Below are 23648 nucleotides of genomic sequence, written 5' to 3'. Positions count from 1 at the left end.
TGACCTGTGGCGACCCGGATGCTACACCTATGGCACGCAAAATGCGCAACAGTCGTTGCAACATACGCAACCGAAATCAGAGTCCACACAGGGGTCGCCGCCGATGAATGCACCCGCCGCCTGCACCATGAACGCCGCCGCGCTCGACGCCCTCCGCCGGGAGCGGATCGACTGGCGCTTCCGCTCGGCCGCTCCCGCCCTGACCGGGCTCACCCTGGAAGAAGCCGCGGACCGCAGGCTGAACCTGTTCACCGACGGGTTCTTCGCCCCCTTCGTCGTCCTCGACGACGAAGCACTCGAACACAACCTGCGGACGATGGCCGCGTGGTGCGCCGCGCGGGGTGTGGCGCTCGCGCCGCACGGCAAGACCACCATGGCACCCCAGCTGTTCGCTCGCCAGGCGGAGCACGGCGCGTGGGGCGTGACCTGCGCGAACGCCGGTCACCTCCGCATCTACCGCGCCTTCGGCGTCTCCCGGATCCTGCTGGCCAACCAGCTCCTCGACCCGGCCGGCCTGCGCTGGCTGGCCGCGGAACTGGCCGCCGACAGCGGCTTCGAATTCCTCTGCTGGGTCGACTCGGTCCGCGGTGTCGAGCTGATGACCGCCGCCCTCGAAGGCGCCGAGCGCCCGGTGGACGTCCTGGTCGAGCTGGGTGCCGACGGCGGCCGCACCGGGGTCCGGGACACCGCGACCGCGCTGGCGGTCGCCGAGGCGGTCCAGGCGAGCCCGGTGCTGCGGCTGCGCGGCACCGGCGGCTACGAAGGCGCGCTGTCCCACGGCACCGACGAAGCCGCGCTGGCCAAGATCAGTTCCTATGTGGACGGCCTGCGCGAGCTGGCGATCTCGTTCGCGGACAAGGGACTCCTCGACGGGCAGATCATCGTCACCGCCGGCGGCAGCGCCTACTTCGACCAGGTCGCGAACGAGCTGACGAAACCGTGGCCGGACGGCCTCGACGTGCTGCCGGTGCTGCGCAGCGGCGCCTACCTGACCCACGACGACGGCTTCTACCGCGAGATCTCCCCGCTGGGCGACCACCCGCGCATCGAGGGCGTCGACTCCTTCCGGCCGGCGCTGCGGGCGTGGGCGCAGGTGACGTCGAAGCCGTCGGACGAACTCGCGCTGCTCACCATCGGCAAGCGCGACGCGTCCTTCGACGAAGGCCTGCCCGAACCGCAGCTGCGCCGGACCCCGGACGGCCCCGCCGAAGCCCTCGAAGGCCACACCATCACCAAGCTGAACGACCAGCACGCCTTCCTCGCGCTGCCGCCGGGATCGCCGGTCGAGGTCGGCGACTGGATCGGGCTCGGGCTCTCCCACCCGTGCACGGTGTTCGACAAGTGGCCGCTGCTGCCGGTGACCGCGGCCGACGGCGAAACCGTCGTCGACTACGTCCGGACGTGGTTCTGATGGACGTCGTCGTCAAGAACGCGCTGGTCGCCGACGGCACCGGCGAGCCGCTCGCCCGGCACGACGTCGGCATCGCCGGGGGGAAGATCGCGGACGTCGCCGAAGCGGGGTCGCTGACCGGTGGCCGGACCATCGACGCCGACGGCCTGGTGCTCGCGCCCGGGTTCATCGACATGCACTCGCACTCCGACCTGCAGCTGCTGGCCAACCCGGAGCACCCGGCCAAGATCACCCAGGGCGTGACGACCGAGGTCCTCGGCCAGGACGGGCTGTCGTACGCGCCCGTCGACGACGTCGTGCTGGAAGCCCTGCGGCAGCAGCTCGCCGGCTGGAACGACGACCCCGCGGGGTTCGACTGGAACTGGCGCTCGGTCGGCGAGTACCTCGACCGCCTCGACCGGGGCATCGCCGTCAACGCGGCCTACCTGGTGCCGCAGGGCACGGTCCGGATGCTCGCCGTCGGCTGGGACGACCGCCCGGCCACCGACGCCGAGCTGGACCGGATGAAGGAACTGGTCGCCACCGGCCTCGCCGAAGGTGCGATGGGGATGTCGTCCGGCCTCACCTACACGCCCGGGATGTACGCCGAGACGAGCGAACTGGTCGAGCTGTGCCGGGTCGTCGGCGAGCTGGGCGGGTTCTACAGCCCGCACCACCGCAGCTACGGCAAGGGCGCCCTGGAGGCCTTCGCCGAAATGATCGACGTCTCGCGCCGCTCGGGCTGTCCCCTGCACCTGGCGCACGCGACGATGAACTTCTCGGTCAACAAGGGCAAGGCGCCCGACCTGCTGAAGCTCCTGGACGACGCCCTCGACGACGGCTGCGACATCTCCCTGGACACCTACCCGTACCTGCCGGGCGCGACCTACCTTTCGGCGCTGCTGCCGAGCTGGGCCACCGAAGGCGGCCTGGACGCCACGCTCGCCCGGTTGTCCGACGCGGACGAACGCGAGCGGATCCGCGCCGCGATCGAAGAGTCCGGTTCGGACGGTGCGCACGGCGTCCCGATCGACTGGGACGCCATCGAAATCAACGGCGTCCGCAACGAGCACAACGCCCACCTCGTCGGGCACAGCGTCGCCGCGTCGGCCCGCACCCGAGGCACCGAACCGGCGAAGCTGTACTTCGACACCCTGCTCGACGAACGGCTCGGGACGTCGTGCCTGATGCACGTCGGGCACGAGGAGAACGTGCAGGCCATCATGCGGCACCGGACGCACACCGGCGGCAGCGACGGGCTGCTCGTCGGCGCCCGGCCGCACCCGCGCGCGTGGGGCACGTTCCCGCGCTACCTGGCCCGGTACGTCCGCGAGCTCGGCGTGCTGGACCTCGCCGAGTGCGTCGCCCACCTGACCGGGCGGGCCGCGCGGCGGCTGCGGCTGACCGACCGCGGGCTGGTCCGCGCCGGGTACGCCGCCGACCTGGTGCTGTTCGACCCCGAAACGATCACCGACACCGCCACCTTCGAGGACCCGCGGCAAGCCGCCACGGGCCTCACCCACGTCTTCGTCAACGGCGTCGCCGCCCTCGACGACGGAAGTCCCACCGGCGCCCTCGCCGGACACTCCCTGCGCAACCCCCGGAGAGCCCGATGATCCACTGGCTGCAACACACCACGGGCGGGCTGCTCACGCTCGCCGCCGTCTCGATCGCCGTCCTGCTGGTGCTGATCATCAAGCTGAAGCTGGAGCCGTTCATCGCGCTGATCGTCGTCGGCCTGCTGACGGCGCTGGCCGCGGGCCTGCCGGTCGGGACGATCGTCGGCTCCGCCCAGAAGGCGTCGGACTCCCTGCTGGAAAAGGGGTTCGGCAGCATCCTCGGGCACATCACGGCGATCATCGGCCTCGGCACGATCCTCGGCTCGATCCTGGAACGCTCGGGCGGCGCGAAGGTGCTCACCGGGGCGCTGCTGCGGTCGTTCGGCGAGAAGCGGGCGCCGCTGGCGATGGGCGTCGCCGGGTTCGTCTTCGGCATCCCGGTGTTCTTCGACATCGGCATCTTCGTGCTGGCCCCGCTGGTCTACGTCGCCGCGCGGCAGGGCGGCAAGTCGCTGGTGCTGTACGCGATGCCGCTGCTGGCCGGCCTGTCGATCACGCACGCCTTCCTGCCGCCGCACCCCGGTCCGGTGGCCGCCGCCGGGCTGCTGCACGTCGAGCTCGGCTGGATCATCCTGATGGGCCTGGCCTGCGGGATCCCGGCGTTCCTCGTCGGCGGCGTGCTCTACTCGACGTGGATCGGCAAGCGGATCGTCGTCGACGTGCCCGAGGACATGGTCTTCGCCGAGGAAGAGGGCGAAAAGGAAGAGAACCCGCCGTCGCTGGGCCTGGTCGCCGCGATCATCGCGGTGCCGCTGGTGCTGATCCTGGCCGGCACGTTCGGCAGCATCTGGCTGCCGAAGGGCTCCGCGCTCGCCGGCGTCGCCGCGTTCATCGGCACCCCCGCGGTCGCGCTGACCGTCGCCGTGCTGCTCGCGTCCTGGCTGCTGGGCCTGCGGCGCGGGTTCACCGGCAAGGACCTCAACGAGCTGGCCGCGAAGTCGCTGCGGCCGGTGGCGATGATCCTGCTGGTCGTCGGCGCGGGCGCGTTCTTCGGCGCGGTGCTGTCGGCGACCGGGATCGGCAAGGCCGTGGCCGACTCGCTGCACGACGCCGGGCTGCCGGTGCTGCTCGCGGCGTACGTGATCAGCTGCGGCATGCGGATCGCGCAGGGTTCGGCGACCGTCGCCATCGTCACCACGAGCGGGATCATCGCGCCGACCGTGGCCCAGCTCGGCTATTCGCAGATCCAGCTGGCGCTGCTCGTGATGGCGATTTCGGCCGGCTCGATCATCGCCTCGCACGTCAACGACGGCGGCTTCTGGATCGTTTCGCGGTACTTCAACCTCACCGTGCCGCAGACGATCAAGTCCTGGACCGCGCTGGAAACCGTGCTTTCCCTTTCCGGATTCGGGGTTTCGGCATTGCTCATGGCCGTGGTCTAGACCATACTGGAGCCTGTCACCGCCGAAACCCGTTGGGAGACAAAGACGATGACCGGACTTTCCCGTCGCACGTTCCTCGGCGCCGCGGCCGGTGCGGGCGCCGCCACCGTGCTCGGCACGCCGGTGGCCGGCGCGGCCACCACGGAGAAGGGCTGCTTCGCCGGCACCACCGCGTACCTCGGGAGCTACACCACCGGGGCGACCGGGCACGGCCTCGACGTCGCCACCCGTTCGGGTGCGGCGCTGTCCCTGGCCCGGACGATCCCGGGGATCACCGACACGTCGTGGTTCGACCGCAGCGCTGACGGAAAGACGCTGTACGTCACCAACGAAGGCGACCCGGCCGGGTACGTCTCGGCGCTGAGCCTCGCCGACCCGGTGCGGCCGAAGCTGCTCAACAAGGTCTCGTCGAAGGGCGGCGCGCCGACGCACCTTTCGGTGCACTCGAGCGGGAAGTACGTGCTGGCGGCGAACTACAGCTCGGGCAGCGTCGTCGTGCTGCCGATCCTGGCCGGCGGCAAGCTCGGGCCGGCCACGGACCTCGTCACCCACCACGGCGCCGAACGGGACGCGCACGCGCACCAGGTCGTCAACGACCCGAGCGGCCGCTGGGTGCTGGCGGTCGACCTCGGCGCGGACTCGGTGTACGTCTACGGCTTCGCGGCCGGGAAGCTCTCGCTGCACCAGCAGCTGAAGCTGCCGTCGGGCGCGGGGCCGCGGCACCTCGCCTTCGACCGCACCGGGAAGTTCGCCTACATCCTCGGCGAGCTGCGGGCCGAGGTGACGGTGGCGAGCTGGGACGCGGCCGCCGGGAAGCTGAACGCGCTCTCGGTGGTCCCCGCCGTGCCCGCCGGCGGCACCGGCGACCGGTTCCCGGGCGAGATCGTCGTGTCGAACGACGGGAAGTTCGTCCACGCCACCGTCCGCGGTCCGAACACCCTGGCCACGTTCACGGCCTCCGGCGCCACGCTGAAGCTGGTGTCGAACGTGCCCACCGGCGGCAACTGGCCGCGGCACGTGGCCCTCGACCCGTCCGAAAGCTGGTTCTACGTCTCGAACCAGCGTTCCGGCACCGTCACGTGGCTGCCGCGCGACCCGGCCACCGGCCTGCCCGGTGCGCCCGCCGGTCAGCTCGCCGTCGGCAGCGTCAACTCCGTCTACTTCGCCTGACCTCAGGTCCCCACTGGAGGCACCCATGAGACTGCTGCCGTTCGCCGCTGCGCTGGCCCTGCTGGCCGGCTGCGCGCCCACCCAGTCCGCACCCGCGGGCGGCGGCGGGGACGACAAGACCGGCACCGTCCGCGTCTGGCTGTTCGACGAGGCCAACCGCGCGCCGAAGGAGGCCGCGGTCGCCGAGGCGATCACCGAGTTCAAGGCCGCCCACCAGGGTGTCGAGGTCGACGTCCAGTGGGTGCCGGTCGAGGGGCGCGCCGACAAGTTCTCGGGTGCCTTCAACGACCCGGCCAACGCCCCGGACGTCGCCGAGTTCGGCAACACCGACGTCTCGAACTACGCGGCCACCGGGGCGCTGGCCGACCTGACCGGCGACCTCGCGGCGTGGCCCGAGGGCAAGGACCTCATCCCGACCGTGCTGGACACCGCGAAGTCCGGCGGCCAGACCTACGGCCTGCCCTGGTACACCGGCATCCGGGCGCTCTACTACCGCACCGACGTCTTCACCGAGCTCGGTCTCAAGCCGCCGGCCACGCTGGCCGAGCTGACCGACACCGCCCGCCGGATCCGGGCCGCCAAGCCGGACCTCTACGGCATCTCCGTCGGCGGCAAGTACACCTACGCGATGCTGCCCTTCCTCTGGGCCAACGGCGGGGAGCTGGCGCAGGAGAACGGCGGCAAGTGGACGTCCACGGTCACCGGTGAGCAGGCCAAGGCCGGCGTCACGCAGTACGCGACCCTGCTCAAGGACGACATCTGCCCGCCCGCCCAGTGCGCCAACCTGACCGGCACGCAGAGCGTCACCGCGTTCGCCGGGGGCAAGGCCGGCATGACGATCGGCGGCGACTTCAACCGCAAGGCCGTCGAGCAGGGCGCGGTGAAGGGCAAGTACGCCGTCGTGCCGATCCCGGGCACGACCGCGGGCAGCACCGCGCCCGCGTTCGCGGGCGGCAACCTGCTGGGCGTGTTCAAGGCGAGCAAGCACCGCAGCCTGGCGCTGGAGTTCGTCGAACTGCTCGGCGGCGCGAAGTACCAGGAGAAGATGTACACCGCGATGGGCAACCTGCCGACGCTGGGCAGCGTGCAGCGGAAGCTCGCGGCGAACGATCCGTTCCTCAAGCCGTTCGTCGACACCCTGAAGGCGGGCACGAAGTTCGTTCCGGCGACCCCGGCGTGGTCGAAGATCGACAGCCAGAACGTGCTGCCGACGGCCGTGCAGCAGATCGCCACCGGCGGCAAGGACCCGTCGGCCGCCCTGGCCGACGCGGCGGCCGCGATGAACAAGGCCTTCGGCTAGTGGTGACGGTCCAGGAAGCCCCTTCCGTCACGGCCCCCGCGCGGCGGCCGAGGCGGAAGGGGGACGGCCGGGCCGCCGCGCTCTACCTCGCCCCGGCGGGCGTCCTGCTCGCCGCGCTCCTGGCCTACCCGATCTACCAGCTGGTCCTGATCTCGTTCTACGACTACGGCCAGCCGCAGGCCGCGGGCAACGCGCCCCTGGTGTTCCTCGGCTTCGCGAACTACGCGGACCTGCTCTCGCAAGCGCAGTTCTGGACCGTGCTCGGCAAGACCGTCGGGTTCGCCGCCGCCTGCGTCGCCGGGTCGCTCGTCGTCGGCACCGGGCTCGCGGTGCTGGCTTCGCGGGTGCGGTCGCTGCCCCGGATGCTGCTGTTCCTCGCCGCGCTGGGTGCGTGGTCGACGCCGGCGATCGCGGGCTCCTACGTCTGGCTGTTCCTCTTCGACACCGACTTCGGCCTGGTCAACGAGGTGCTGTCGGGGCTCGGGCTGCCGTTCGAGCACCACTCGTGGACGTTCGGCACGGTCGGCGCGTTCGGGCTGGTCGCGGCCGAGGTGATCTGGTGCTCGTTCCCGTTCGTGCTGGTCACGATGTACGCCGGGATCAAGGGCGTGCCGGACGAGGTCCTCGAGGCCGCGTCGCTCGACGGCGCGTCGGCGTGGCGCACGACGTGGACGATCGTGCTGCCGATGGTGCGGCCGCTGCTGATGATCGCGACGGTCCAGTCGATCATCTGGGACTTCAAGGTGTTCACCCAGATCTACGTGATGACCAACGGCGGCGGCGTGGCCGGCCGCAACCTGGTCCTCAACGTGTATGCGTACCAACAGGCTTTCGCCGGGCAGGAGTACGGCCTCGGCTCGGCGATCGGAGTCGTGATGACGCTGTTGCTGCTGTCGGTCACCGGGCTGTACGTCCGGTCGCAGCGCCGGAGCGCGGCATGGCTGTGAAACGTCCTGGGAGGTTGATCGCCGAAGTCGTCACGGTCGTGATCGCCGGGATCGTCGCGTTCCCGCTGTACTGGATGCTGCTCTCGGCGGTGAAACCGGCGGGCGAGATCCAGTCGGCGAGCCCGAAGCCGTGGACGTTCAGCCCGTCGTTCGACAGCTTCTCGCGCGTCCTCACGGTTTCGGGGTTCGGGCGGTACTTCGTCAACAGCCTGCTCGTGGCCCTGGTCGTCGTGGCGCTGTCGCTGCTGCTGTCGTTCCTTTCGGCGGTGGCCTTGACGCGGTTTTCCTTCAAGGGCCGGACCGTGCTGCTGGTGATGACGCTGGTGGCGCAGATGGTGCCGGTGGAGGCACTGACCATCCCGCTGTTCTTCCTGATGCGGTCCCTCGGCGCGGCCGTGCCGGCTTTCGGGTTGAACGAGCTGGGTTCGCTGGTGCTGGTGCACCTGGCGTTCAGCCTGCCGTTCGCGATCTGGATGCTGCGGGGCTTCGTCGCCGCGGTGCCGGTGGAACTCGAAGAGGCGGCGAAGCTCGACGGGGCGTCCCGGATGCGGTTCACCTGGCAGATCCTGTTCCCGCTGGTGGCGCCCGGGCTGGTCGCGGTCAGCGTGCTCGCGTTCATCCACGCGTGGAACGACTTCCTGTTCGCCAAGACGTTCATCGTGTCCAAGACCGAGAACCAGACGCTGCCGCAGGCGATCCTGGTGTTCTTCAAGCCGGAGGACACGGACTGGGGCGCGGTGATGGCGTCGTCGACGCTGATGACGATCCCGGTGCTGGTGTTCTTCGTCCTCGTCCAACGGCGGCTGGTGTCCGGCATGGCCGGCGCCGTGAAGGGCTGACATGGCTTTCGACACCCTGCTCCCCCGGCCGGTCTCCGTGACGCCCGCTTCCGGCACCTGCCCATGGCCGTCCACAGTGGACGTCCGGCCCGCTGCGCTGCCGCCCGAGGGGTACCGGCTCTCGATTTCGCCCTCCGATGTCGTTTTGGAGGTGGCGGACGCCGCCGGGGAGGTCTACGGACGGGAGACGCTCCGGCAACTGGCGGGCCCGGCCGCGTTCCGGGTGGCCGGGTTCGCGCCTTCGCCGCTGCCGTGCGGGGTGGTCGAGGACCACCCGCGGTTCGGGTGGCGCGGGTGCCTGCTCGACGTCGCCCGGCACTTCCGGACGAAGGCCGAGGTGCTCCGGTTCGTCGACCTGCTGGCCGCGCACAAGCTGAACGTGCTGAACCTGCACCTCACCGACGACCAGGGCTGGCGCTTCGAGGTCCCGGCGTTCCCGCGGTTGACGTCGGTGGGCGGCTGGCGGCCGTCGTCGATGGTGGGCAGCGGGGGTGCGCAGGACGGCCGTCCGCACGGCGGGTTCTACACAGGCGACGACCTGCGGGAGATCGTTGCGTACGCTTCGGCGCGCGCGATCACGGTGGTACCGGAGATCGACATCCCGGGACATGCGCGGGCAGCCCTGGCGGCTTATCCCTCGCTGGGAACGTCGTCGTCCTACGAAGTCTGGACCTCCTGGGGCATCAGCACTTCGCTGCTTTCACCAACCCCGTCTACTTTGGACTTCTTCCGGCAGGTGTTCGACCACCTGCTGGAGATCTTCCCGTCCAAGGTGATCGCCCTGGGCGGCGACGAGACACCGGGCGCGACCGACGAGCACCGCGCGTTCGTCCGGCAGCTGGCCGAGCACCTGGTGGCCCGCGGCCGGACACCGATGGGCTGGGACGAGGTCCTCGACATCGACGGCCTCCCCCCGATGGTGATCTGCTCGTGGCGCGACGAGGCCGCGGGCCTGCGGGCGGCTTCCCTGGGGCACGACGTGGTGATGTGCCCGGAGCAGCACGTGTACCTGGACCACCGGCAGGCCGCGGACCCCTCCGAGCCGATCCCGGTCGGCGAGGTGCACACGCTGGAGGACGTGTACGCGTACGAGCCGGCGCTGGCCGGCCCGCGGCTGCGCGGAGTGCAGGCACAGGTGTGGAGTGAGCACCTGGACAGCGTGCGGCGGGTGGACTACATGGCCTTTCCGCGGCTGTCGGCGTTCGCGGAGGTGGCGTGGAGTTCCGGGCCGCGGGACTACGCGGAGTTCCTGCCGCGACTGCGGGACCACCACCTGCCGCGGCTGGACGCGCTCGGGGTGGAGTACCGACCGCTGGAGGGGCCGCACCCGTGGCAGCTGCGGCCGGGTGTCCCGGGGCGGCCGCGCTAGCCGTTCCACAACGCTGCCCACTGCGCCGGGGTGAGGTCACGCGGCAGCGCGGACGGCGGGATCCCGGCCACCTCGAGGGCCCGGCGCCGGGGTTTCGGGAGGATCTGCCCGATCCCGCGGCCGCGCCCGGTGAACACGGCGCGCACGAACTCTTCGTAGTCTCGGCGTTCGGCCGGGTCGACGAGCGGTGAACGCCTTCGCGAGATGGTGAGCAGGCCGCCGTCGACGCTGGGTACGGGCCGGAAGGCGCCGGCCGGGACCCGGCCGTGCAGCGTGAAGTCGAACCAGGGTGCGGCCTGGGCGGTCAGCATGGTGCGGCCGCCGACGCCGGCGCGTTTGCGCGCCACCTCCCACTGCGTGAGGAGGACGGCCTCGGCCCAGCGTCCGGTGGTCAGGAGCCGCCGGAGGATCGGGGTGGTGAGGTGGAACGGCAGGTTGCCGACGACGACCGGCCGGTCCAGCGGGATCCGGAGGGCGTCGCCGTGGATCACCGACACCGACGGAAGACGGAGGCGGAGCCGGCGCACGCGGTGCTCGTCGAGGTCGACGGCCCGGACGTCACGCCCGAGCGTCGCCAGCTGCCGGGTGATCGCGCCGTCGCCGGCGCCGATCTCGAGGATCGGGCCTTCGGTTTCGCGGACGAGCCGGACGATCGTGTGGATGGTCGGGCGGTGGTGCAGGAAGTTCTGGCCGAGTTCGTGGCGGCCGCCGTGGACGGAGCGGGACAAGGGAGGCACTCCAGACTTGCGGAATGGAGCACCCGGTGGGGTCGCTCGACCACCTCCGGGTGCCGGGGCATCCGGAAGTACGGCGCGATCGGATCTTCAGCGAGGCGCGCCGTCAGGCGCGGCGGGGCCGCTGAGCCTTACGCCCGCAGGCGGGCATCCACAAAGTTCCCATGGCCGCGGACCTTACAAGCGCGCGGAGGCGCCTCGCGACCGGTTTACGGCAGCAGCGTCACCGTGACCGACTTCGTCGGGCCCACGTTCCCCGCCGCGTCGATCGACCGGTACTCGATGCGGTGCTTGCCGTACCCCGGCTTCCGCTCCGCGAACGGCGATACCGTCAGCCCGCCCTCGCCGAGGTTTCCGTACGCCAGCCCGTCGATCTCCGTGCCCCGTGGGGTGAACAGGTACGGCGCCCCAGGGTCCGTCGGCCAGCCGTAGAACTTGTGCCAGCCGTCGCCGTCCACGCGGAACTCCGGCATTCCGTCCGGTGAGGAGAGCCGCATCGTGAACGAGCCGTGGTACTCGGACCCCGGCGGCAACTCCGCTGTGGTGAAAGGCCCGGCCGCGTCCACCGTCCACGTCAACGTCGTGCCGCCGGTCGTGGCCGTGAGCGTGTGCGATCCGCGGGCGGCGTTCAGGGCGTGGTCGGAGCCGGTCCCGGCGTACCGGCCGTCCAGCGTCCAGACGACCTCGGGGATCGCACCGGTCGGCTCGCCGGTTTCGACGTACACCACGTCGTGGCCGCCGACCGGGCGCGAAGTCGGCGTCGAGGCCACCACCGCCGGACCTCCCGCCGGGGGCGTGACCACCGAAGTGTCGACCGTCCAGGTGCGGGTCGCCGCCGGCCGGGCCGCCGGGTCGCGGACGAACGGCGTCGGGTCGGTCACCGTCGCGGTCAACGTGTGGCGGCCGGGCCGCACCTTCGCGCGGCGCAGGTCGACCGCGTCCCGGCCGGGCAGCGCCACACCGTCGAGGGTCCAGCGGACGTCGAGCCGGTGGTCCACCGGGTGCATCGGACGCACCCAGACCACCCGGTCGGCGCCGATCGTCCCCGCCGGGGTGCCGCCGCTGACCAGCGGGACCTTCGCCGCGATCCGCTGCGTCATCCGCTCGCGGCCGACCTGGTCGAACGCGTAGCCGAGCGTCTTCATCATCGAGTGCCGACTCGGCCGCCACACCCCGGTCTGGGTGTACAGACCGCCTTCGAAGCGGCCGATCGTGCCGCCGGACTCGCTCGGCTCGCCGAGCCAGCGCCACCACTTCGCGTGCTGGGCGCGCATCTGCTGTTCGGTCAGCAGGGTGTGGTGGATCGAGTCCGGCTCGCCGCCCTCGTACGCGCCGCCCGGGACGTTGCGCGCGTAGTAGTCGTACTCGTCGTCGAGGCCGCCGAGCGAATGGCCGAGTTCGTGCGGCGAGATCAGCGCGGACAGCGCGTTCCCGCCGGACGCCGTCGCGTAGGTGCCGCCCGCGCCGCCGTACGTGGTGCTGTTGCCCAGCGCGAGGATCTGCCGGTTCGCGCGGGTCGTGCCCGGCACGAGGTCGGCGTACCGCTGGGCGGCCGCGTCGTCGACGGTCAGCAGCCGCTGCACGCTCTGCGGGTTGCAGCCGCCCCAGAAACCCATGTCCAGCGGGGTGTCCCGGCGGGGTGCGTCGAGCGACGGGTCACAGTCCACACCGGACTCCGGCGAGGCGATCGACACGGCGTAGACGTTGAAGTAGCTGCGGTAGGACTTGAACGGCTCGAGCGACCAGAGGGTGCTGACGTGCCGCTCGACGTCGGCGAAGAACTTCGGCTGTTCGGCGGCGGTGTAGCCGTCCCCGAGGACGACGAGGTTGAACCGCTGCGCAACCGGCCCGGTGACCTGCACTTCGGTCACGGTGGCCGTCGGCTCTGCCGCGTGCGCCGGAGCGGCGGCCCCCAAGGCGAGCACGAACGCCGCGACGAACCCGGCCCACTTCCGCATGGCGGCACTCCCCTGGTCGGTGATCTTCCCGGTGTACCGCATGGGAAGACCCACCGGAACCGCCGGAAGTCGGAGGCGCGCCGTACAGGTCGTTATACACGCGTCAGCCGGTACCGGACTCCGAGGTGCTCGAACCGCGATGAAACGGAATGGCCCGACGTACGCGGTAGCCGGGCTGTCCGTACGCCGGCTTGGCGTCGACGAGTCCCCGGGCGTCAGTCTCCGGCTGAAGAGCGGCGACTACCAAATACGTGGATGCCTTCAGCCCGGCCGATGTACCGGAATTCATGCGAGCGAGCTTTGGCACGTACACGGTGGTCGTCACCGCCGACGAGCTGACCGTCTTCGCCACGAGGCTTGCACGAAGAACTCGGCTTGGCCCGGATCGATTACCGCCTGGAGCTGCTGGCCTTCGACATCGATCGCCGGACCAACCAGTGGGGTGCGTCTTCGTCGCGTTCCTGCACGACACAACCGGAGCACAGCTCGCCGAACGCAGGACACGGGGCATCGCGGACAAGTGGGAGCACGACGAGATCGAATTCGTCCGCTTCTCGGTCGCGGATAGCTCACGCCCGCGTCAGCCGGTACCAGACCTCCGGCCGCCCGACCTGGCCGTAGTGCGGCTCCCGGTGGGCCATGCCGTTGTCCGCCAGGTACTCCAGGTACCTGCGCGCCGTCACGCGGGACGCGCCGATCGCGCTCGCCGCCGCGCCCGCCGAAAGTCCTTCCGCCGCACCGGAAAGCGCGTCGGTGATCGCTTCCAGGGTCTGGACGCTCATGCCCTTCGGCAGCGGGGGCTGCTCGGTCGTGCGCAGCGCGCCGAGGGCCCGGTCGATCTCCGCCTGGCCGGTGACCTCGCCGGACGCGTCGCGGAACTCCGCGTAGCGCTCGAGCTTTTCGCGCAGGGTCGCGAAGGTGAACGGCTTGAGCAGGTACTGCACCACGCCGACCGACACCGCCGCCTTGACCAGGCCGAGGTCGCGGGCCGACGTCACGGCGATGACGTCGATCGGCAGCCCGGCCGCGCGCAGCGAGCGGCAGACCGCCAGCCCGTGCGTGTCCGGCAGGTAGAAGTCCAGCAGCACCAGGTCGACCGGCTCGCGTTCGCAGAACCGCAGGGCCTCGCCGCCGGAGTGGACCACGCCCGCCACCGCGAACCCGGGTAGCCGCTCGACGTAGACGCGGTGGGCCTCCGCGGCGACCGGCTCGTCCTCCACCACCAGCACGCGGATCACCGGCCCGCCTCCGGCCGCGGCAGCCGCACGGTGAACACCGCGCCGCCGTCCCGGCCGACCTCGACCGTCCCGCCGTAGCGGCGCACCGCCTGCCCGACGAGCGCGAGGCCGAGCCCGTGGCCGTCCTCCGCCTTGGTCGACCACCCGCGTCTGAACACGTCGGCGTCCTCCGGCACGCCGGGTCCCGAATCGGCGACGCGCAGGAGCAGCCCGTCCTCGTCGGAACGGGCGGTGACGACGACCTTCGGGTGCCCGGCGCCGCGCACGGCCGCGTCGAGGCCGTTGTCGATCAGGTTGCCGAGGATGGTCACCAGGTCGCGGGCTTCGACACCGAGCGAAACGTCGTCGATGACGGTGTCGGGGGTGACTGTCAGCTCGACCCCGCGCTCACTCGCTTCGGCGGCCTTGCCCAGCAGCAGCGCGGCGAGCACCGGCTCGGCGACGGCGCCGACGACCCGGTCGGTCAGCTCCTGGGCGAAGGCGAGCTCGGCGGTGGCGAACTCGACGGCCTGCTCGGGCTTGCCGATCTCGACCAGGGAAACGACCGTGTGCAACCGGTTCGCCGCCTCGTGCGCCTGCGACCGCAGCGCTTCGGCGAGGCCGCGGGCGGTGGTCAGCTCCCCGGTGAGCGACTGCAGTTCCGTGTGGTCGCGCAGGACGACGACGGTGCCCTGCGAGCGGCCGCCCGAGCGGACGGCGGTCGTGCTGACCAGCAGCACGCGCGCGTCCGTCAGGTGCAGTTCCTCGGCCCGGTTCTCCTCCGACGTGAACGCCTCGGCCAGCCCGTCCGGCAGGCCCAGCGTCGCCAGGTCGCGGCCGACCGGGTCGGTGTCGAGGCCGAGGAGCGTGCGGGCGCCGTCGTTGCAGAGCCCGATCCGCCCGTCCCGGCCGACGAGCAGCACGCCTTCGCGGACCGAATGCAGGACGGCCTCGTGGTACTCGAAGAGGTTGCTCAGCTCGTCCGGCGCGACACCCCGGGTCTGGCGCCGCAGCCGGGCGCTGATCAGCCAGCCGCCGAGCGCGCCGACCACCAGCACCGCGCCGGCCACGCCGAACAGCGGCCAGAGCCGTTCGCGCAGTTCGGCCGAGATCGCCGCGACGGTGATCCCGACCGCGACCAGCGCGACGACCCGGTGCCCCGCGTCGAACACCGGCACGACCGTGCGCACCGAGGGGCCGAGCGAGCCGGTGTAGGTCTCGGTCTGCTCCTCGCCCCGCTGCGCCTTGTCGATGTTCCCGATGTAGTGCTGCCCGATCAGGGCGGGGTTGGGGTGCGTGTAGCGGATCCCGGCCGGGCTCATGATCGTGATGAAGTCGACCTGGGTGTGGCTCTGCACGAGCTGCGCGAACGGCTGCAGCGTCGTGCTCGGGTTCGGCGTGGTCACCGCGGCGGCGACGGTCGGTGCGTCGGCGACCGTCAAGGCGACCGCGCGGACCTGGTCGCGCGCGTTCTCGTCCACCGCCCGCTGCGCGTCGATCCAGGCGAAGGTGATCCCGGCGCCGGCCAGCACGCAGAGCACCACCAGCTGCAGCACGAGCAGCTGGCGGGCCAGGCTCCAATGGGACCGCAACGTCGGGGGCACCTCCTCATACCAGCACACCGCGCGGGCCGGTGTCCGAACGGGACGGTGCGATCATCACACGAACTCAATGAACACAAGTGAGCCGGATCACCGAACTGGGCCTACAGTGTGCCGCAACCTGAACACCCCTAGCTGGAGGCAACGGTGCCTACACCGACCCCCGAAGCGGCACCCCGCCGCCGCGACAAGACCCACTACCTTTACCTGGCCGTGATCGTCGCGGTCCTGCTCGGCATCTTGGTGGGCTTTCTCTTCCCCGGTTTCGCCAAGGGCCTCAAGCCGCTGGGCGACGGGTTCGTCAACCTGATCAAGATGATGATCTCGCCGATCATCTTCTGCACCATCGTGATCGGTGTCGGCTCGGTCGCCAAGGCGGCCAAGGTCGGCAAGGTCGGCATCATGGCGCTGGTCTACTTCATCGTGATGTCGACCTTCGCGCTCGCCATCGGCCTGGTCGTCGGCAACCTGCTGCACCCCGGCGAAGGGCTGCACCTCAACCCCGCCGACGTGAAGAGCGTCCAGAAGTCCGCCACCGGCGCCGAAGGCCCGGTCGACTTCCTGCTCCACATCATCCCGAAGACGTTCGTGTCCGCCTTCACCGAAGGCCAGGTCCTGCAGACACTGCTCATCGCGCTGCTGGTCGGCTTCGCGCTGCAGAAGCTGGGCCCGAAGGGCGCACCGATCCTGCGCGGCGTCGAACACATCCAGCGCCTGGTCTTCCGGGTCCTGGCGATGATCATGTGGGCCGCTCCGATCGGTGCGTTCGGCGCGATCGCCGCCGTGGTCGGGGCGACCGGCTGGGCGGCGCTGAAGAGCCTCGCCGTGATCATGATCGGCTTCTACGCGACCTGCCTGGTGTTCGTGTTCGTCATCCTCGGCCTGGTGCTGTGGATCGGCGCCCGCGTCAGCATCCTGAACCTGCTGCGCTACCTCGGCCGCGAGTTCCTGCTGATCCTGTCGACGTCGTCGTCGGAATCGGCGCTGCCGCGGCTGATCGCGAAGATGGAGCACCTCGGCGTCGGCAAGTCGGTCGTCGGCATCACCGTGCCCACCGGGTACTCGTTCAACCTGGACGGCACGGCGATCTACCTGACCATGGCGACGCTGTTCATCGCCGCGGCCCAGGACGAGCCGCTGTCGATCGGCGCGCAGATCGGCCTGCTGGTGTTCATGATCATCGCGTCGAAGGGCGCCGCCGGCGTCAGCGGCTCCGGCATCGCCACCCTGGCCAGCGGCCTGCAGTCGCACCGGCCGGAACTGGTCAACGGCGTCGGTTTCATCCTCGGCATCGACCGGTTCATGTCCGAGGCCCGCGCGCTGACGAACTTCGCGGGCAACGCCGTCGCGACCGTCCTCATCGGCAACTGGACGAAGGAGTTCGACCGCGAGCAGGCGGAACGGGTGTTCGCCGGGACCGCGCCGTTCGACGAAGCGACGTTGATCGACGAGGAGCGGGAACCCGATCCCGAGGAAGTCGCGGTGAGGTAGCTCCCCCAGAACGTTCGTGCTCACTGCCCCCGCTGAGCACGAGCTACCGCGGGCCGCGGTGCGAGTCTCCCCGACCTCGCACCGCGGCCCGTTCCACGTCTTCAGCAGGCCGCGTGGCCGTCGTAGGCGACGCGCGCGGCCGCGATTTCGTCGCGGTGCCGCTCCGCCCAGCCGAGCAGGCCGTTCAGCGACTGGTACAGCTCCTTCGCCATCGCCGTGGCCTCGTACTCCACGCGCGGCGGGACGGTCGGGTAGATCGTGCGGACCAGCAGGCCGTCACGCTCGAGGTTGCGCAGGGTCAGCGTCAGCATCCGACGGCTGATCCCCTCGACCGCGCGCTCCAGCTCGGTGAACCGCACCGGGCCCCGGATGGCCTCCAGCAGGATCCCGATCGCCCACTTGCCGCTGATCCGGTTGATGACCTCCAGCACCGTGCAGACGTCGAGTTTCTCCGGGTCGATCTCGGTGACCTGGACAGGTACACCGATGTTCCCCTGGGACATGGAAGTGCCTCCTTCCGGGCGACCCCATGGTCACACATGATGGGCACTGTTACAAGAAGTGCCCTGGCAACGACCAGGGGAACTCTCGACTGGAGGGGCCTGACATGGCCGAGAACCACCCCACCCGCTCGCGCGGCCTCGCCTTGGCGGTGCTGTGCGCCGCCTCGCTGATGGTCGTGCTCGACAGCAGCATCGTCGCGGTGGCGCTGCCGGCGATCCAGGCCGACCTCGGCTTCACGCCCGCCGGGCTCTCCTGGGTCTTCACCGCCTACCTGGTCGCCTTCGGCGGCCTGCTCCTGCTCTCCGGGCGGCTCGGCGACCTGCTCGGCCGCCGCCGCGTCTTCCTCGGCGGGCTGAGCCTGTTCACGCTCGCTTCGCTCGTCGCCGGCCTGGCCGCGGACGCGGGTGTCCTGGTCGTGGCGCGGTTCGCCCAGGGCGTCGGCGGCGCGCTGGCGTCGGCCGTGGTGCTCGGGATGATCGTCACCATGTACCCCGAGCCGCGGGCCCGGGCGAAGGCGATCGGGGTGTACAGCTTCACGCAGGCGGCGGGCGCGTCGATCGGGCTCATCGCGGGCGGCGCGCTGACGCAGGCGCTGAACTGGCACTGGACGTTCTACGTCAACCTGCCGATCGGCGTGGCCGCGCTGCTGCTGGCCGTCCGGGTGGTCTCGCCGGACCGCGGGACGGGCCTGCGGGCGGGCCTGGACGTCTTCGGCGCCCTGCTGGTCACCGCGGCCGTGATGCTGGGCGTGTACGGCATTTCGGCGTCGGCCTGGGGCGCCGTGGCCGCCGCCGTCGGCCTGCTCGCGGCCTTCGCGGTGCGGCAGGCGAGGGCGCGGACGCCGCTGTTGCCGCTGCGGCTGTTCCGGATCCGCGCGGTGACCGGCGCGAACGTGGTGATGGTGCTGATGGTCGCCGGAATGCTCGGCTTCCAGTTCGTCACGGCGTTGTACCTGCAGCAGGTACTGGGCCTGGACGCGCTGTGGACCGGCGTCGCGTTCCTGCCGGTGCCGCTGGTGATCGCGGTGGCGTCGCTCGGTTTCGCGGACAAGCTCGCGGCGCGGTTCGGCCCGCGGGCGGTGCTGCTGGGCGGGCTCGGCCTGGTGATCGTGGGCCTGCTGCTGCTCACCCGCGTGTCGGGCTCCTACTTCGCCGACGTCCTGCCGCCGCTGCTCCTGATGGGCCTCGGCGCCGGCGCGGCCATCCCGGCGCTGATGGGCCTGGCGATGGCGGACGTCCCGGCGGAGGACGCCGGCGTGGCGTCCGGGCTGATCAACACGACCCAGCAGGTGGGTGCGGCGGTCGGCACGGCGGTGCTGGCCGCGGTGGCCGCGTCCCGCACGGAGAGCCTGGCCGGAGTGGACCACCGCGAGGCACTGGCGGCCGGGTTCCGGCTGGCCTACGGGGTGAGCGCGGGCTTCCTGATCACGGCGGTCGCCCTGGGCGGCCTGGTCCTGTCCCGCCGCACCCGCCGAGCGGCGCCGGAGCCGGAGGTCTGCACCGCCGATCTCGCGTGACCCAACCCGTAACTCACGTGATCAGACCCGCAACTCACGTGATCAGACCCGCAACTCGCGTGATCAGAGCCGTAACTCGCGAGTTCCGGCTTCAATCACGCGGGTTCCGGCTTCAATCACGTGAGTTCCGGCTTTGATCACGCGGGTTCCGGTCTTGATCACGTGAGGTAGGCCGAAAGCCCACGGTGGCCCCGCCGCATCATCAGCGCGTGGTTCGCGCGGAAGAGCGGCCGGGCCACCGTGTCGAAGCGCCGCAGCAACTTCTTCCGGGCCTGGACGTCCTGGGTGATTTCCAGCAGCGTGCCCGCGCCCGCCGCGCGGACCGCTCCCGTCAGGGTCCCGTCGAGGTCGCCACTGAGCCTGACCCGCATCAGGCCCGTGCGCTCGTCCTGGTGGTCCCGGTGCATCCGGACGACGATCCGGAACGGCAGCCGGGACCGGCAAACCAGCTCGGCGGTGTCGTCGTCCACGCGGCGCACCGCGCGGACGTCCGACCACCACCGCGGGTAGCCGGCGAGGTCGGTGACCACGCCGAACACCCGCTCGGGCACGGTTCCCGGCAGCAGCCACGTGCTGCGGAACCGGTAGCGCGCGCCCGTCACGTCACACCTGGGCCGAGACCAGCTTCCGGCCGTCCACCGTGACGATGTCGACCGACTTCACGTCGTCGGGGGCGACCAAGGCCGACCCGTCGAGCTTGAAGCCCTGGCTCTCCCACTTTTCCGACACCTGCCAGCTGCCGGCGGTGACCGCTTGGCCTTCCTTGGTCACCACTTGGAGCAGGCACTTCTCGCCGGCGTGAACGCCCTTGACGCTGACTTCCGTCTTGACCCAGCCCTGGAACGGGATGACCGACGCGGTCAGCTGAACCCCGGTGGTCGGATCACGGCCTTCGGCGGTCTTCGTGCCGGGCGTCTCCGGCCCGGGAGCCGCCTGAGGCGGCGGCTCGGCCGTCTGCCGTCCGACCAGCACGCCGCCACCGAGGGCGGCCACCACCAGCACCGCGGCCGCGACCAGGGCCAAACCCCGGCGAGGCGTCGAGCGGGCCGGTGCCACGCGCTCCTCTTCGTCGCGCACCCGGCGCAGGGTCTTCTGCAGCAGCAGGTCCCCGCCTTCGGGCGGTCCGTCGAGGAACGCCTCGGGCGGTACCTCGTCGAGTGAGTCGCGCAGGGCCACGAGCTCGTTCAGGTCGAACCGGCATTGCGCGCAGGTCTGCAGGTGCCGCCGCTCGAAGTCGGCCGCCTCCCCGGGATCGAGCGCGCCGAGGGCGTACGCGCCGAGCTGCGTGTGACTCTCGTCCACCGAGTTCATCGCGCCACCTCCGTTCCGCTCGAAATCATCGCTGCTCTGAGTGCTCGTAGTGCGTAGTACGACCTTGATTTCACGGTACCCGGTGCGACGCCCAGTGTTCTCGCCGCTTCGGCCACCGTCCGTCCCCGGTAGTAGATCTCCACCAGGACCTCTCGATGCTCGTTGGACAGCCCGTCCATCGCGCCGAGCACGGTCATCGAGTCGACCACGCCCTGGGCGTGATCGCGCTCGACGGCCGGGGTCGGCACGCCTTCGGCCGGTTCGGCCACCTCTTGTGGCCGGGCCGCCCGGGCCCGTGCCCGGTCGGTGACCAGGTTGCGCGCGACGGTCAGCAACCAGCCGCGCACCGAGCCTTTCCCGTCGTTCTGCAGATCGTCCGCGTGTTTCCAAGCACGGACGAGCGTCTCCTGGACCACGTCCTCGGCTGCCGCCCGATCCCCGGTCAGCCTCGTCGCGTAGGCCAGCAGGCTTCGCCCGTGTTCGGCGTACAGCTGCCGAATCAGGTCTTCGCCTTTGGCCTTCTTAGGCCGCCTGCCTCCTATGGCCACCCTCGTCCTCCCGACGGTGTTCTGAGTCGTCGAGGACAGTAGTGCAACCCTCAGCTCCACCGGCGGTGCGTGCGCCGAGCGCAGCGCGACCATGGTGTTCATCGGCTGCCCGTCCTTCCTCGTTTGCCCGGAAACCCGTCGTCCGTCAGGACCCTGACCCGCCGGCTTTGCTGCCCGCGGTGATCTTGCTGCCGTCCGGGGCGATCGCGAACCACGTGCCGTTCGCGCCCTGGCCGTTCATGTCGCCCGCCGCCTTGTCGCCCGCGAACTCGTACAGCGGCCAGCCGTTGAGCGTGATCTGCTTGCTGCCGTCCTTGCGGGTCGCCGTGCCGACCTGGGTGTCCTGGATGCCCTTGAGCATCGGCGTGGCCACCCCGGCCAGCATCGGCTGCCAGGACTTCGTGCAGTCGCCGTCGCAGTTCGACGTCGGCGGCTGGGAGAGGTCTTTGTCGAACCGGTAGAGCGTCTTGCCGTCGGCGTCGGTGACCACCGCGCCGACGCCGTTGACCGTGCCGACCTGGAGCATCTTGTGCCCCGGTTCGCCGTGTTGCGGTCCTTGGGCGCCGTCGGCCATCTCACCGCAGGCGGACAAGGAGGCGACGGCAAACAGCGCCACCGCGCTGAGGACCACCGGCCGGATACGGTTCATGACGTTCTCTCCTCGGTGAGGGCGGCTCCGCCATCCGGCGGACCTCGACACCCAGAACACGGCGGCAGGCGCAAAACGGTTCAGCCCGGTTTTCGCGCCATTCGGTGCCGGTTCGCCGACGGATTGGTGTGCCCCGGTGATCGGCACGATCTTGTCGCCGTGCGGACGGGCTTCCTAAGCTGCTCACGTCCGCCCCGCCCGTTCCGGGAGGCCGCCGTGCCCGTCAAACCCCTCGTCCTGGCGGCGCTGCTGGCCGCGGGCTGTTCCGCGGCATCTCCGCCCGCCTTCACCGCGACCCTGACTTCGCCCACCGACGTGGTGCTGACGTGGCGGGACGACGGCGCCGGGCACCGCGTCGAGTACGCGAACGACCCGGCCGGGCCCTGGACGACGCTGCGGTTCCTGCCCGCGCACACGATGAGCTACCGCCACCCGGACCTGATCCCGGAGACGCCGTTCTACTACCGGGTGCAGCCGTTCACCGGCCCGGTCTCGACGGACGTGGTCGCGGCGACTTCGGACGGCACGGTGACGGTCACCTGGCCCGACCGCACCCGCGACGAAGCCGGCTACCTGTTGGAGATCCGCCGCCCGGGCGCGCCGGACTTCGACCCGGTCGAGGTGACCGATCCGGACGTGACGACCTGCCTGCTCTCGCTGCTGCCCGGCGAAGAGAGCTCCGCCTACCGCGTCCGGGCGCTGCACTACGGCCCGCTCTCCCCGGTGGTCCACCAGACCACCGGGAAGGAGCGGTAGCCGCTACTCGGCCGTGAGCACCGTCCGCAGGAACTGGCCGGTGTAGCTCTCCTCGATGCCCGCGACGTGCTCCGGCGTGCCCTCGGCGACGACCTGACCGCCGCCCGAGCCGCCCTCGGGGCCCATGTCGATGATCCAGTCGGAGGTCTTGATCACGTCGAGGTTATGCTCGATCACGATCACCGAGTTGCCCTTGTCGACCAGCCCGTTGATCACGCCGATCAGCTTGTTGATGTCCTCGAAGTGCAGGCCGGTGGTCGGCTCGTCGAGGATGTACACCGTCTTGCCGGTGGAGCGCTTCTGCAGCTCGCTGGCCAGCTTGACGCGCTGCGCCTCACCGCCGGACAGCGTCGGCGCCGGCTGGCCGAGCCGGACGTAGCCGAGGCCGACGTCCACCAGCGTCTGCAGGTGGCGGTGGATGGCCTTGATCGGCTCGAAGAACTCCGCGGCCTCCTCGATGGGCATGTCGAGCACGTCCGAGACGGTCTTGCCCTTGTAGTGCACCTCGAGGGTCTCCCGGTTGTACCGGGCGCCCTTGCAGACCTCGCACGGGACGTAGACGTCCGGCAGGAAGTTCATCTCGATCTTGATCGTGCCGTCGCCCGCGCATGCCTCGCAGCGGCCGCCCTTGACGTTGAACGAGAACCGGCCCTGCTGGTAGCCGCGGACCTTCGCCTCGGTGGTCGCCGCGAACAGCTTGCGGACGTGATCCCAGACACCCGTGTAGGTGGCCGGGTTGGACCGCGGGGTCCGGCCGATCGGCGACTGGTCGACGCGCACCAGCTTGTCGACGTTGTTCAGCCCGTTCACCCGGGTGTGGCGGCCCGGCACCTGGCGGGCACCGTTCAGCTTGTTGGCCAGCACCGTCGCGAGGATGTCGTTGACCAGGGTGGACTTGCCCGAGCCGGAGACGCCGGTGACCGAGACCAGGCAGCCGAGCGGGAACGAGACGTCCAGCCCGCGCAGGTTGTGCTCGCGCGCGCCCACGACGGTCAGCTGCCGCTTCTTGTCGATCGGCCGCCGGATCGCCGGGATGTCGATCTTGCGCCGGCCGGACAGGTACTGGCCGGTCAGCGACTCCTTGCTCTTCAGCAGCTTCTTGTACGGTCCACTGTGGACGATGTGGCCGCCGTGCTCGCCCGCGCCGGGGCCGATGTCGACCACCCAGTCGCTGGAGCGGATGGTGTCCTCGTCGTGCTCGACGACGATCAGCGTGTTGCCGAGGTTCCGCAGCCGGGTCAGCGTCTCGATCAGGCGGTGGTTGTCGCGCTGGTGCAGGCCGATCGACGGCTCGTCGAGCACGTACAGCACGCCGACCAGGCCGGACCCGATCTGCGTCGCGAGGCG

General features: G+C 70.8%; 21 protein-coding genes. 11 read left to right on the top strand and 10 right to left on the bottom strand.

The genetic code is table 11. The features are described from left to right. Window positions 1–103: 103 nt before the first annotated feature. Genes CCN39_RS09525 through CCN39_RS09490 form a run of 8 tightly spaced genes read left to right on the top strand, consistent with a single transcriptional unit; the run spans window position 104 to window position 10016 of the window. Complete coding sequence (locus CCN39_RS09525) at window positions 104–1411, top strand: amino acid deaminase (RefSeq protein WP_167455023.1); 1308 nt, start codon at window positions 104–106, stop codon at window positions 1409–1411. Further along, on the top strand, window positions 1411–3006 hold the full coding sequence (locus CCN39_RS09520) for an N-acyl-D-amino-acid deacylase family protein (RefSeq protein ID WP_086840437.1): 1596 nt from the start codon (window positions 1411–1413) through the stop codon (window positions 3004–3006). The genes CCN39_RS09525 and CCN39_RS09520 overlap by 1 nt, the downstream gene beginning before the upstream one ends. Next, on the top strand, window positions 3003–4391 hold the full coding sequence (locus tag CCN39_RS09515; RefSeq protein WP_086840435.1) for a GntP family permease: 1389 nt from the start codon (window positions 3003–3005) through the stop codon (window positions 4389–4391). The genes CCN39_RS09520 and CCN39_RS09515 overlap by 4 nt, the downstream gene beginning before the upstream one ends. 48 nt (window positions 4392–4439) lie before the next feature. Continuing rightward, the gene (locus CCN39_RS09510; RefSeq protein ID WP_086840433.1) at window positions 4440–5561 is read left to right on the top strand and encodes a lactonase family protein; all 1122 of its coding nucleotides are present in this window, start codon (window positions 4440–4442) and stop codon (window positions 5559–5561) included. Window positions 5562–5586: 25 nt separating this feature from the next. Continuing rightward, window positions 5587–6861: an extracellular solute-binding protein gene (locus CCN39_RS09505; protein WP_086840431.1), complete on the top strand. Its 1275-nt coding sequence runs from the start codon at window positions 5587–5589 to the stop codon at window positions 6859–6861. Then, complete coding sequence (locus CCN39_RS09500; RefSeq protein WP_086840429.1) at window positions 6861–7808, top strand: carbohydrate ABC transporter permease; 948 nt, start codon at window positions 6861–6863, stop codon at window positions 7806–7808. Before CCN39_RS09505 ends, CCN39_RS09500 begins: the two co-directional genes overlap by 1 nt. Further along, entirely contained in the window at window positions 7799–8647 is an 849-nt protein-coding gene (locus CCN39_RS09495) for a carbohydrate ABC transporter permease (RefSeq protein ID WP_086840427.1), read from the top strand. The genes CCN39_RS09500 and CCN39_RS09495 overlap by 10 nt, the downstream gene beginning before the upstream one ends. A gap of 1 nt (window position 8648) precedes the next feature. Continuing rightward, a complete protein-coding gene (locus CCN39_RS09490) occupies window positions 8649–10016 on the top strand; it encodes a beta-N-acetylhexosaminidase (protein WP_086840426.1) in 1368 nt (455 codons plus the stop codon). Here the strand turns inward: CCN39_RS09490 and erm are convergent. The 4 genes from erm to CCN39_RS09470 all read right to left on the bottom strand — a co-directional run bounded on the left by erm (window position 10013) and on the right by CCN39_RS09470 (window position 15529). Further along, window positions 10013–10744, bottom strand: coding sequence for a 23S ribosomal RNA methyltransferase Erm (gene erm, locus CCN39_RS09485; protein WP_086840424.1), 732 nt, complete (start codon window positions 10742–10744; stop codon window positions 10013–10015). The genes CCN39_RS09490 and erm overlap by 4 nt on opposite strands. A 215-nt stretch (window positions 10745–10959) precedes the next feature. Beyond that, window positions 10960–12750: a M64 family metallopeptidase gene (locus CCN39_RS09480; protein WP_244210690.1), complete on the bottom strand. Its 1791-nt coding sequence runs from the start codon at window positions 12748–12750 to the stop codon at window positions 10960–10962. Between the two features lie 527 nt (window positions 12751–13277). Continuing rightward, entirely contained in the window at window positions 13278–13946 is a 669-nt protein-coding gene (locus tag CCN39_RS09475; protein ID WP_086840422.1) for a response regulator, read from the bottom strand. Next, on the bottom strand, window positions 13943–15529 hold the full coding sequence (locus CCN39_RS09470) for an ATP-binding protein (protein ID WP_434781096.1): 1587 nt from the start codon (window positions 15527–15529) through the stop codon (window positions 13943–13945). The genes CCN39_RS09475 and CCN39_RS09470 overlap by 4 nt, the downstream gene beginning before the upstream one ends. A gap of 144 nt (window positions 15530–15673) precedes the next feature. Between CCN39_RS09470 and CCN39_RS09465 the strand changes: the two genes are divergently transcribed. Further along, on the top strand, window positions 15674–17017 hold the full coding sequence (locus tag CCN39_RS09465) for a cation:dicarboxylate symporter family transporter (RefSeq protein WP_086840419.1): 1344 nt from the start codon (window positions 15674–15676) through the stop codon (window positions 17015–17017). A gap of 101 nt (window positions 17018–17118) precedes the next feature. On the opposite strand, the gene CCN39_RS09460 is transcribed toward CCN39_RS09465, so the two are convergent. Next, window positions 17119–17520, bottom strand: coding sequence for a winged helix-turn-helix transcriptional regulator (locus tag CCN39_RS09460; protein ID WP_086840417.1), 402 nt, complete (start codon window positions 17518–17520; stop codon window positions 17119–17121). Between the two features lie 104 nt (window positions 17521–17624). On the opposite strand from CCN39_RS09460, the gene CCN39_RS09455 reads away from it, so the two are divergent. Next, window positions 17625–19037: a DHA2 family efflux MFS transporter permease subunit gene (locus CCN39_RS09455; RefSeq protein ID WP_086840415.1), complete on the top strand. Its 1413-nt coding sequence runs from the start codon at window positions 17625–17627 to the stop codon at window positions 19035–19037. A gap of 158 nt (window positions 19038–19195) precedes the next feature. Here the strand turns inward: CCN39_RS09455 and CCN39_RS09450 are convergent, their stop codons facing one another. From CCN39_RS09450 to CCN39_RS09435, 4 genes are all read right to left on the bottom strand, one after another. After that, window positions 19196–19639, bottom strand: a complete 444-nt coding sequence (locus tag CCN39_RS09450; protein ID WP_086840413.1) for an SRPBCC family protein — start codon at window positions 19637–19639, stop codon at window positions 19196–19198. Window position 19640: 1 nt separating this feature from the next. Beyond that, entirely contained in the window at window positions 19641–20348 is a 708-nt protein-coding gene (locus tag CCN39_RS09445) for an anti-sigma factor family protein (RefSeq protein WP_086840412.1), read from the bottom strand. After that, window positions 20345–20896 carry a sigma-70 family RNA polymerase sigma factor gene (locus CCN39_RS09440; protein ID WP_026469270.1) on the bottom strand — a complete coding sequence of 184 codons (552 nt, stop codon included), beginning with the start codon at window positions 20894–20896 and terminating at the stop codon, window positions 20345–20347. Before CCN39_RS09440 ends, CCN39_RS09445 begins: the two co-directional genes overlap by 4 nt. Before the next feature lie 145 nt (window positions 20897–21041). Then, complete coding sequence (locus CCN39_RS09435) at window positions 21042–21545, bottom strand: hypothetical protein (RefSeq protein ID WP_086840410.1); 504 nt, start codon at window positions 21543–21545, stop codon at window positions 21042–21044. Window positions 21546–21761: 216 nt separating this feature from the next. Between CCN39_RS09435 and CCN39_RS09430 the strand changes: the two genes are divergently transcribed. Beyond that, window positions 21762–22301 carry a fibronectin type III domain-containing protein gene (locus CCN39_RS09430; protein WP_086840408.1) on the top strand — a complete coding sequence of 180 codons (540 nt, stop codon included), beginning with the start codon at window positions 21762–21764 and terminating at the stop codon, window positions 22299–22301. Between the two features lie 3 nt (window positions 22302–22304). On the opposite strand, the gene uvrA is transcribed toward CCN39_RS09430, so the two are convergent. Continuing rightward, window positions 22305–23648: excinuclease ABC subunit UvrA (gene uvrA / locus CCN39_RS09425; RefSeq protein WP_086840406.1), on the bottom strand; the 1344-nt coding region annotated here is incomplete at its 5' end.

It is taken from the genome of Amycolatopsis kentuckyensis (assembly GCF_002155975.1).
Taxonomy (GTDB): Bacteria; Actinomycetota; Actinomycetes; order Mycobacteriales; family Pseudonocardiaceae; genus Amycolatopsis; species Amycolatopsis kentuckyensis.
The sequence above is the reverse complement of the archived record's forward strand: the minus strand, read 5'-3'. Positions and strand labels throughout refer to the sequence as shown.

Bases quoted from the DNA above. Each gene is read 5' to 3' on its own strand.
- CCN39_RS09525 (WP_167455023.1), top strand. From the start codon at position 104: ATGAATGCACCCGCCGCCTGCACCATGAACGCCGCCGCGCTCGACGCC.
- CCN39_RS09480 (WP_244210690.1), bottom strand. From the start codon at position 12,750: ATGCGGTACACCGGGAAGATCACCGACCAGGGGAGTGCCGCCATGCGG.
- CCN39_RS09455 (WP_086840415.1), top strand. From the start codon at position 17,625: ATGGCCGAGAACCACCCCACCCGCTCGCGCGGCCTCGCCTTGGCGGTG.
- CCN39_RS09490 (WP_086840426.1), top strand. From the start codon at position 8,649: ATGGCTTTCGACACCCTGCTCCCCCGGCCGGTCTCCGTGACGCCCGCT.
- CCN39_RS09520 (WP_086840437.1), top strand. From the start codon at position 1,411: ATGGACGTCGTCGTCAAGAACGCGCTGGTCGCCGACGGCACCGGCGAG.
- CCN39_RS09460 (WP_086840417.1), bottom strand. From the start codon at position 17,520: ATGTCCCAGGGGAACATCGGTGTACCTGTCCAGGTCACCGAGATCGAC.
- CCN39_RS09495 (WP_086840427.1), top strand. From the start codon at position 7,799: ATGGCTGTGAAACGTCCTGGGAGGTTGATCGCCGAAGTCGTCACGGTC.
- CCN39_RS09505 (WP_086840431.1), top strand. From the start codon at position 5,587: ATGAGACTGCTGCCGTTCGCCGCTGCGCTGGCCCTGCTGGCCGGCTGC.
- CCN39_RS09445 (WP_086840412.1), bottom strand. From the start codon at position 20,348: ATGAACTCGGTGGACGAGAGTCACACGCAGCTCGGCGCGTACGCCCTC.
- CCN39_RS09435 (WP_086840410.1), bottom strand. From the start codon at position 21,545: ATGAACCGTATCCGGCCGGTGGTCCTCAGCGCGGTGGCGCTGTTTGCC.
- CCN39_RS09515 (WP_086840435.1), top strand. From the start codon at position 3,003: ATGATCCACTGGCTGCAACACACCACGGGCGGGCTGCTCACGCTCGCC.
- CCN39_RS09510 (WP_086840433.1), top strand. From the start codon at position 4,440: ATGACCGGACTTTCCCGTCGCACGTTCCTCGGCGCCGCGGCCGGTGCG.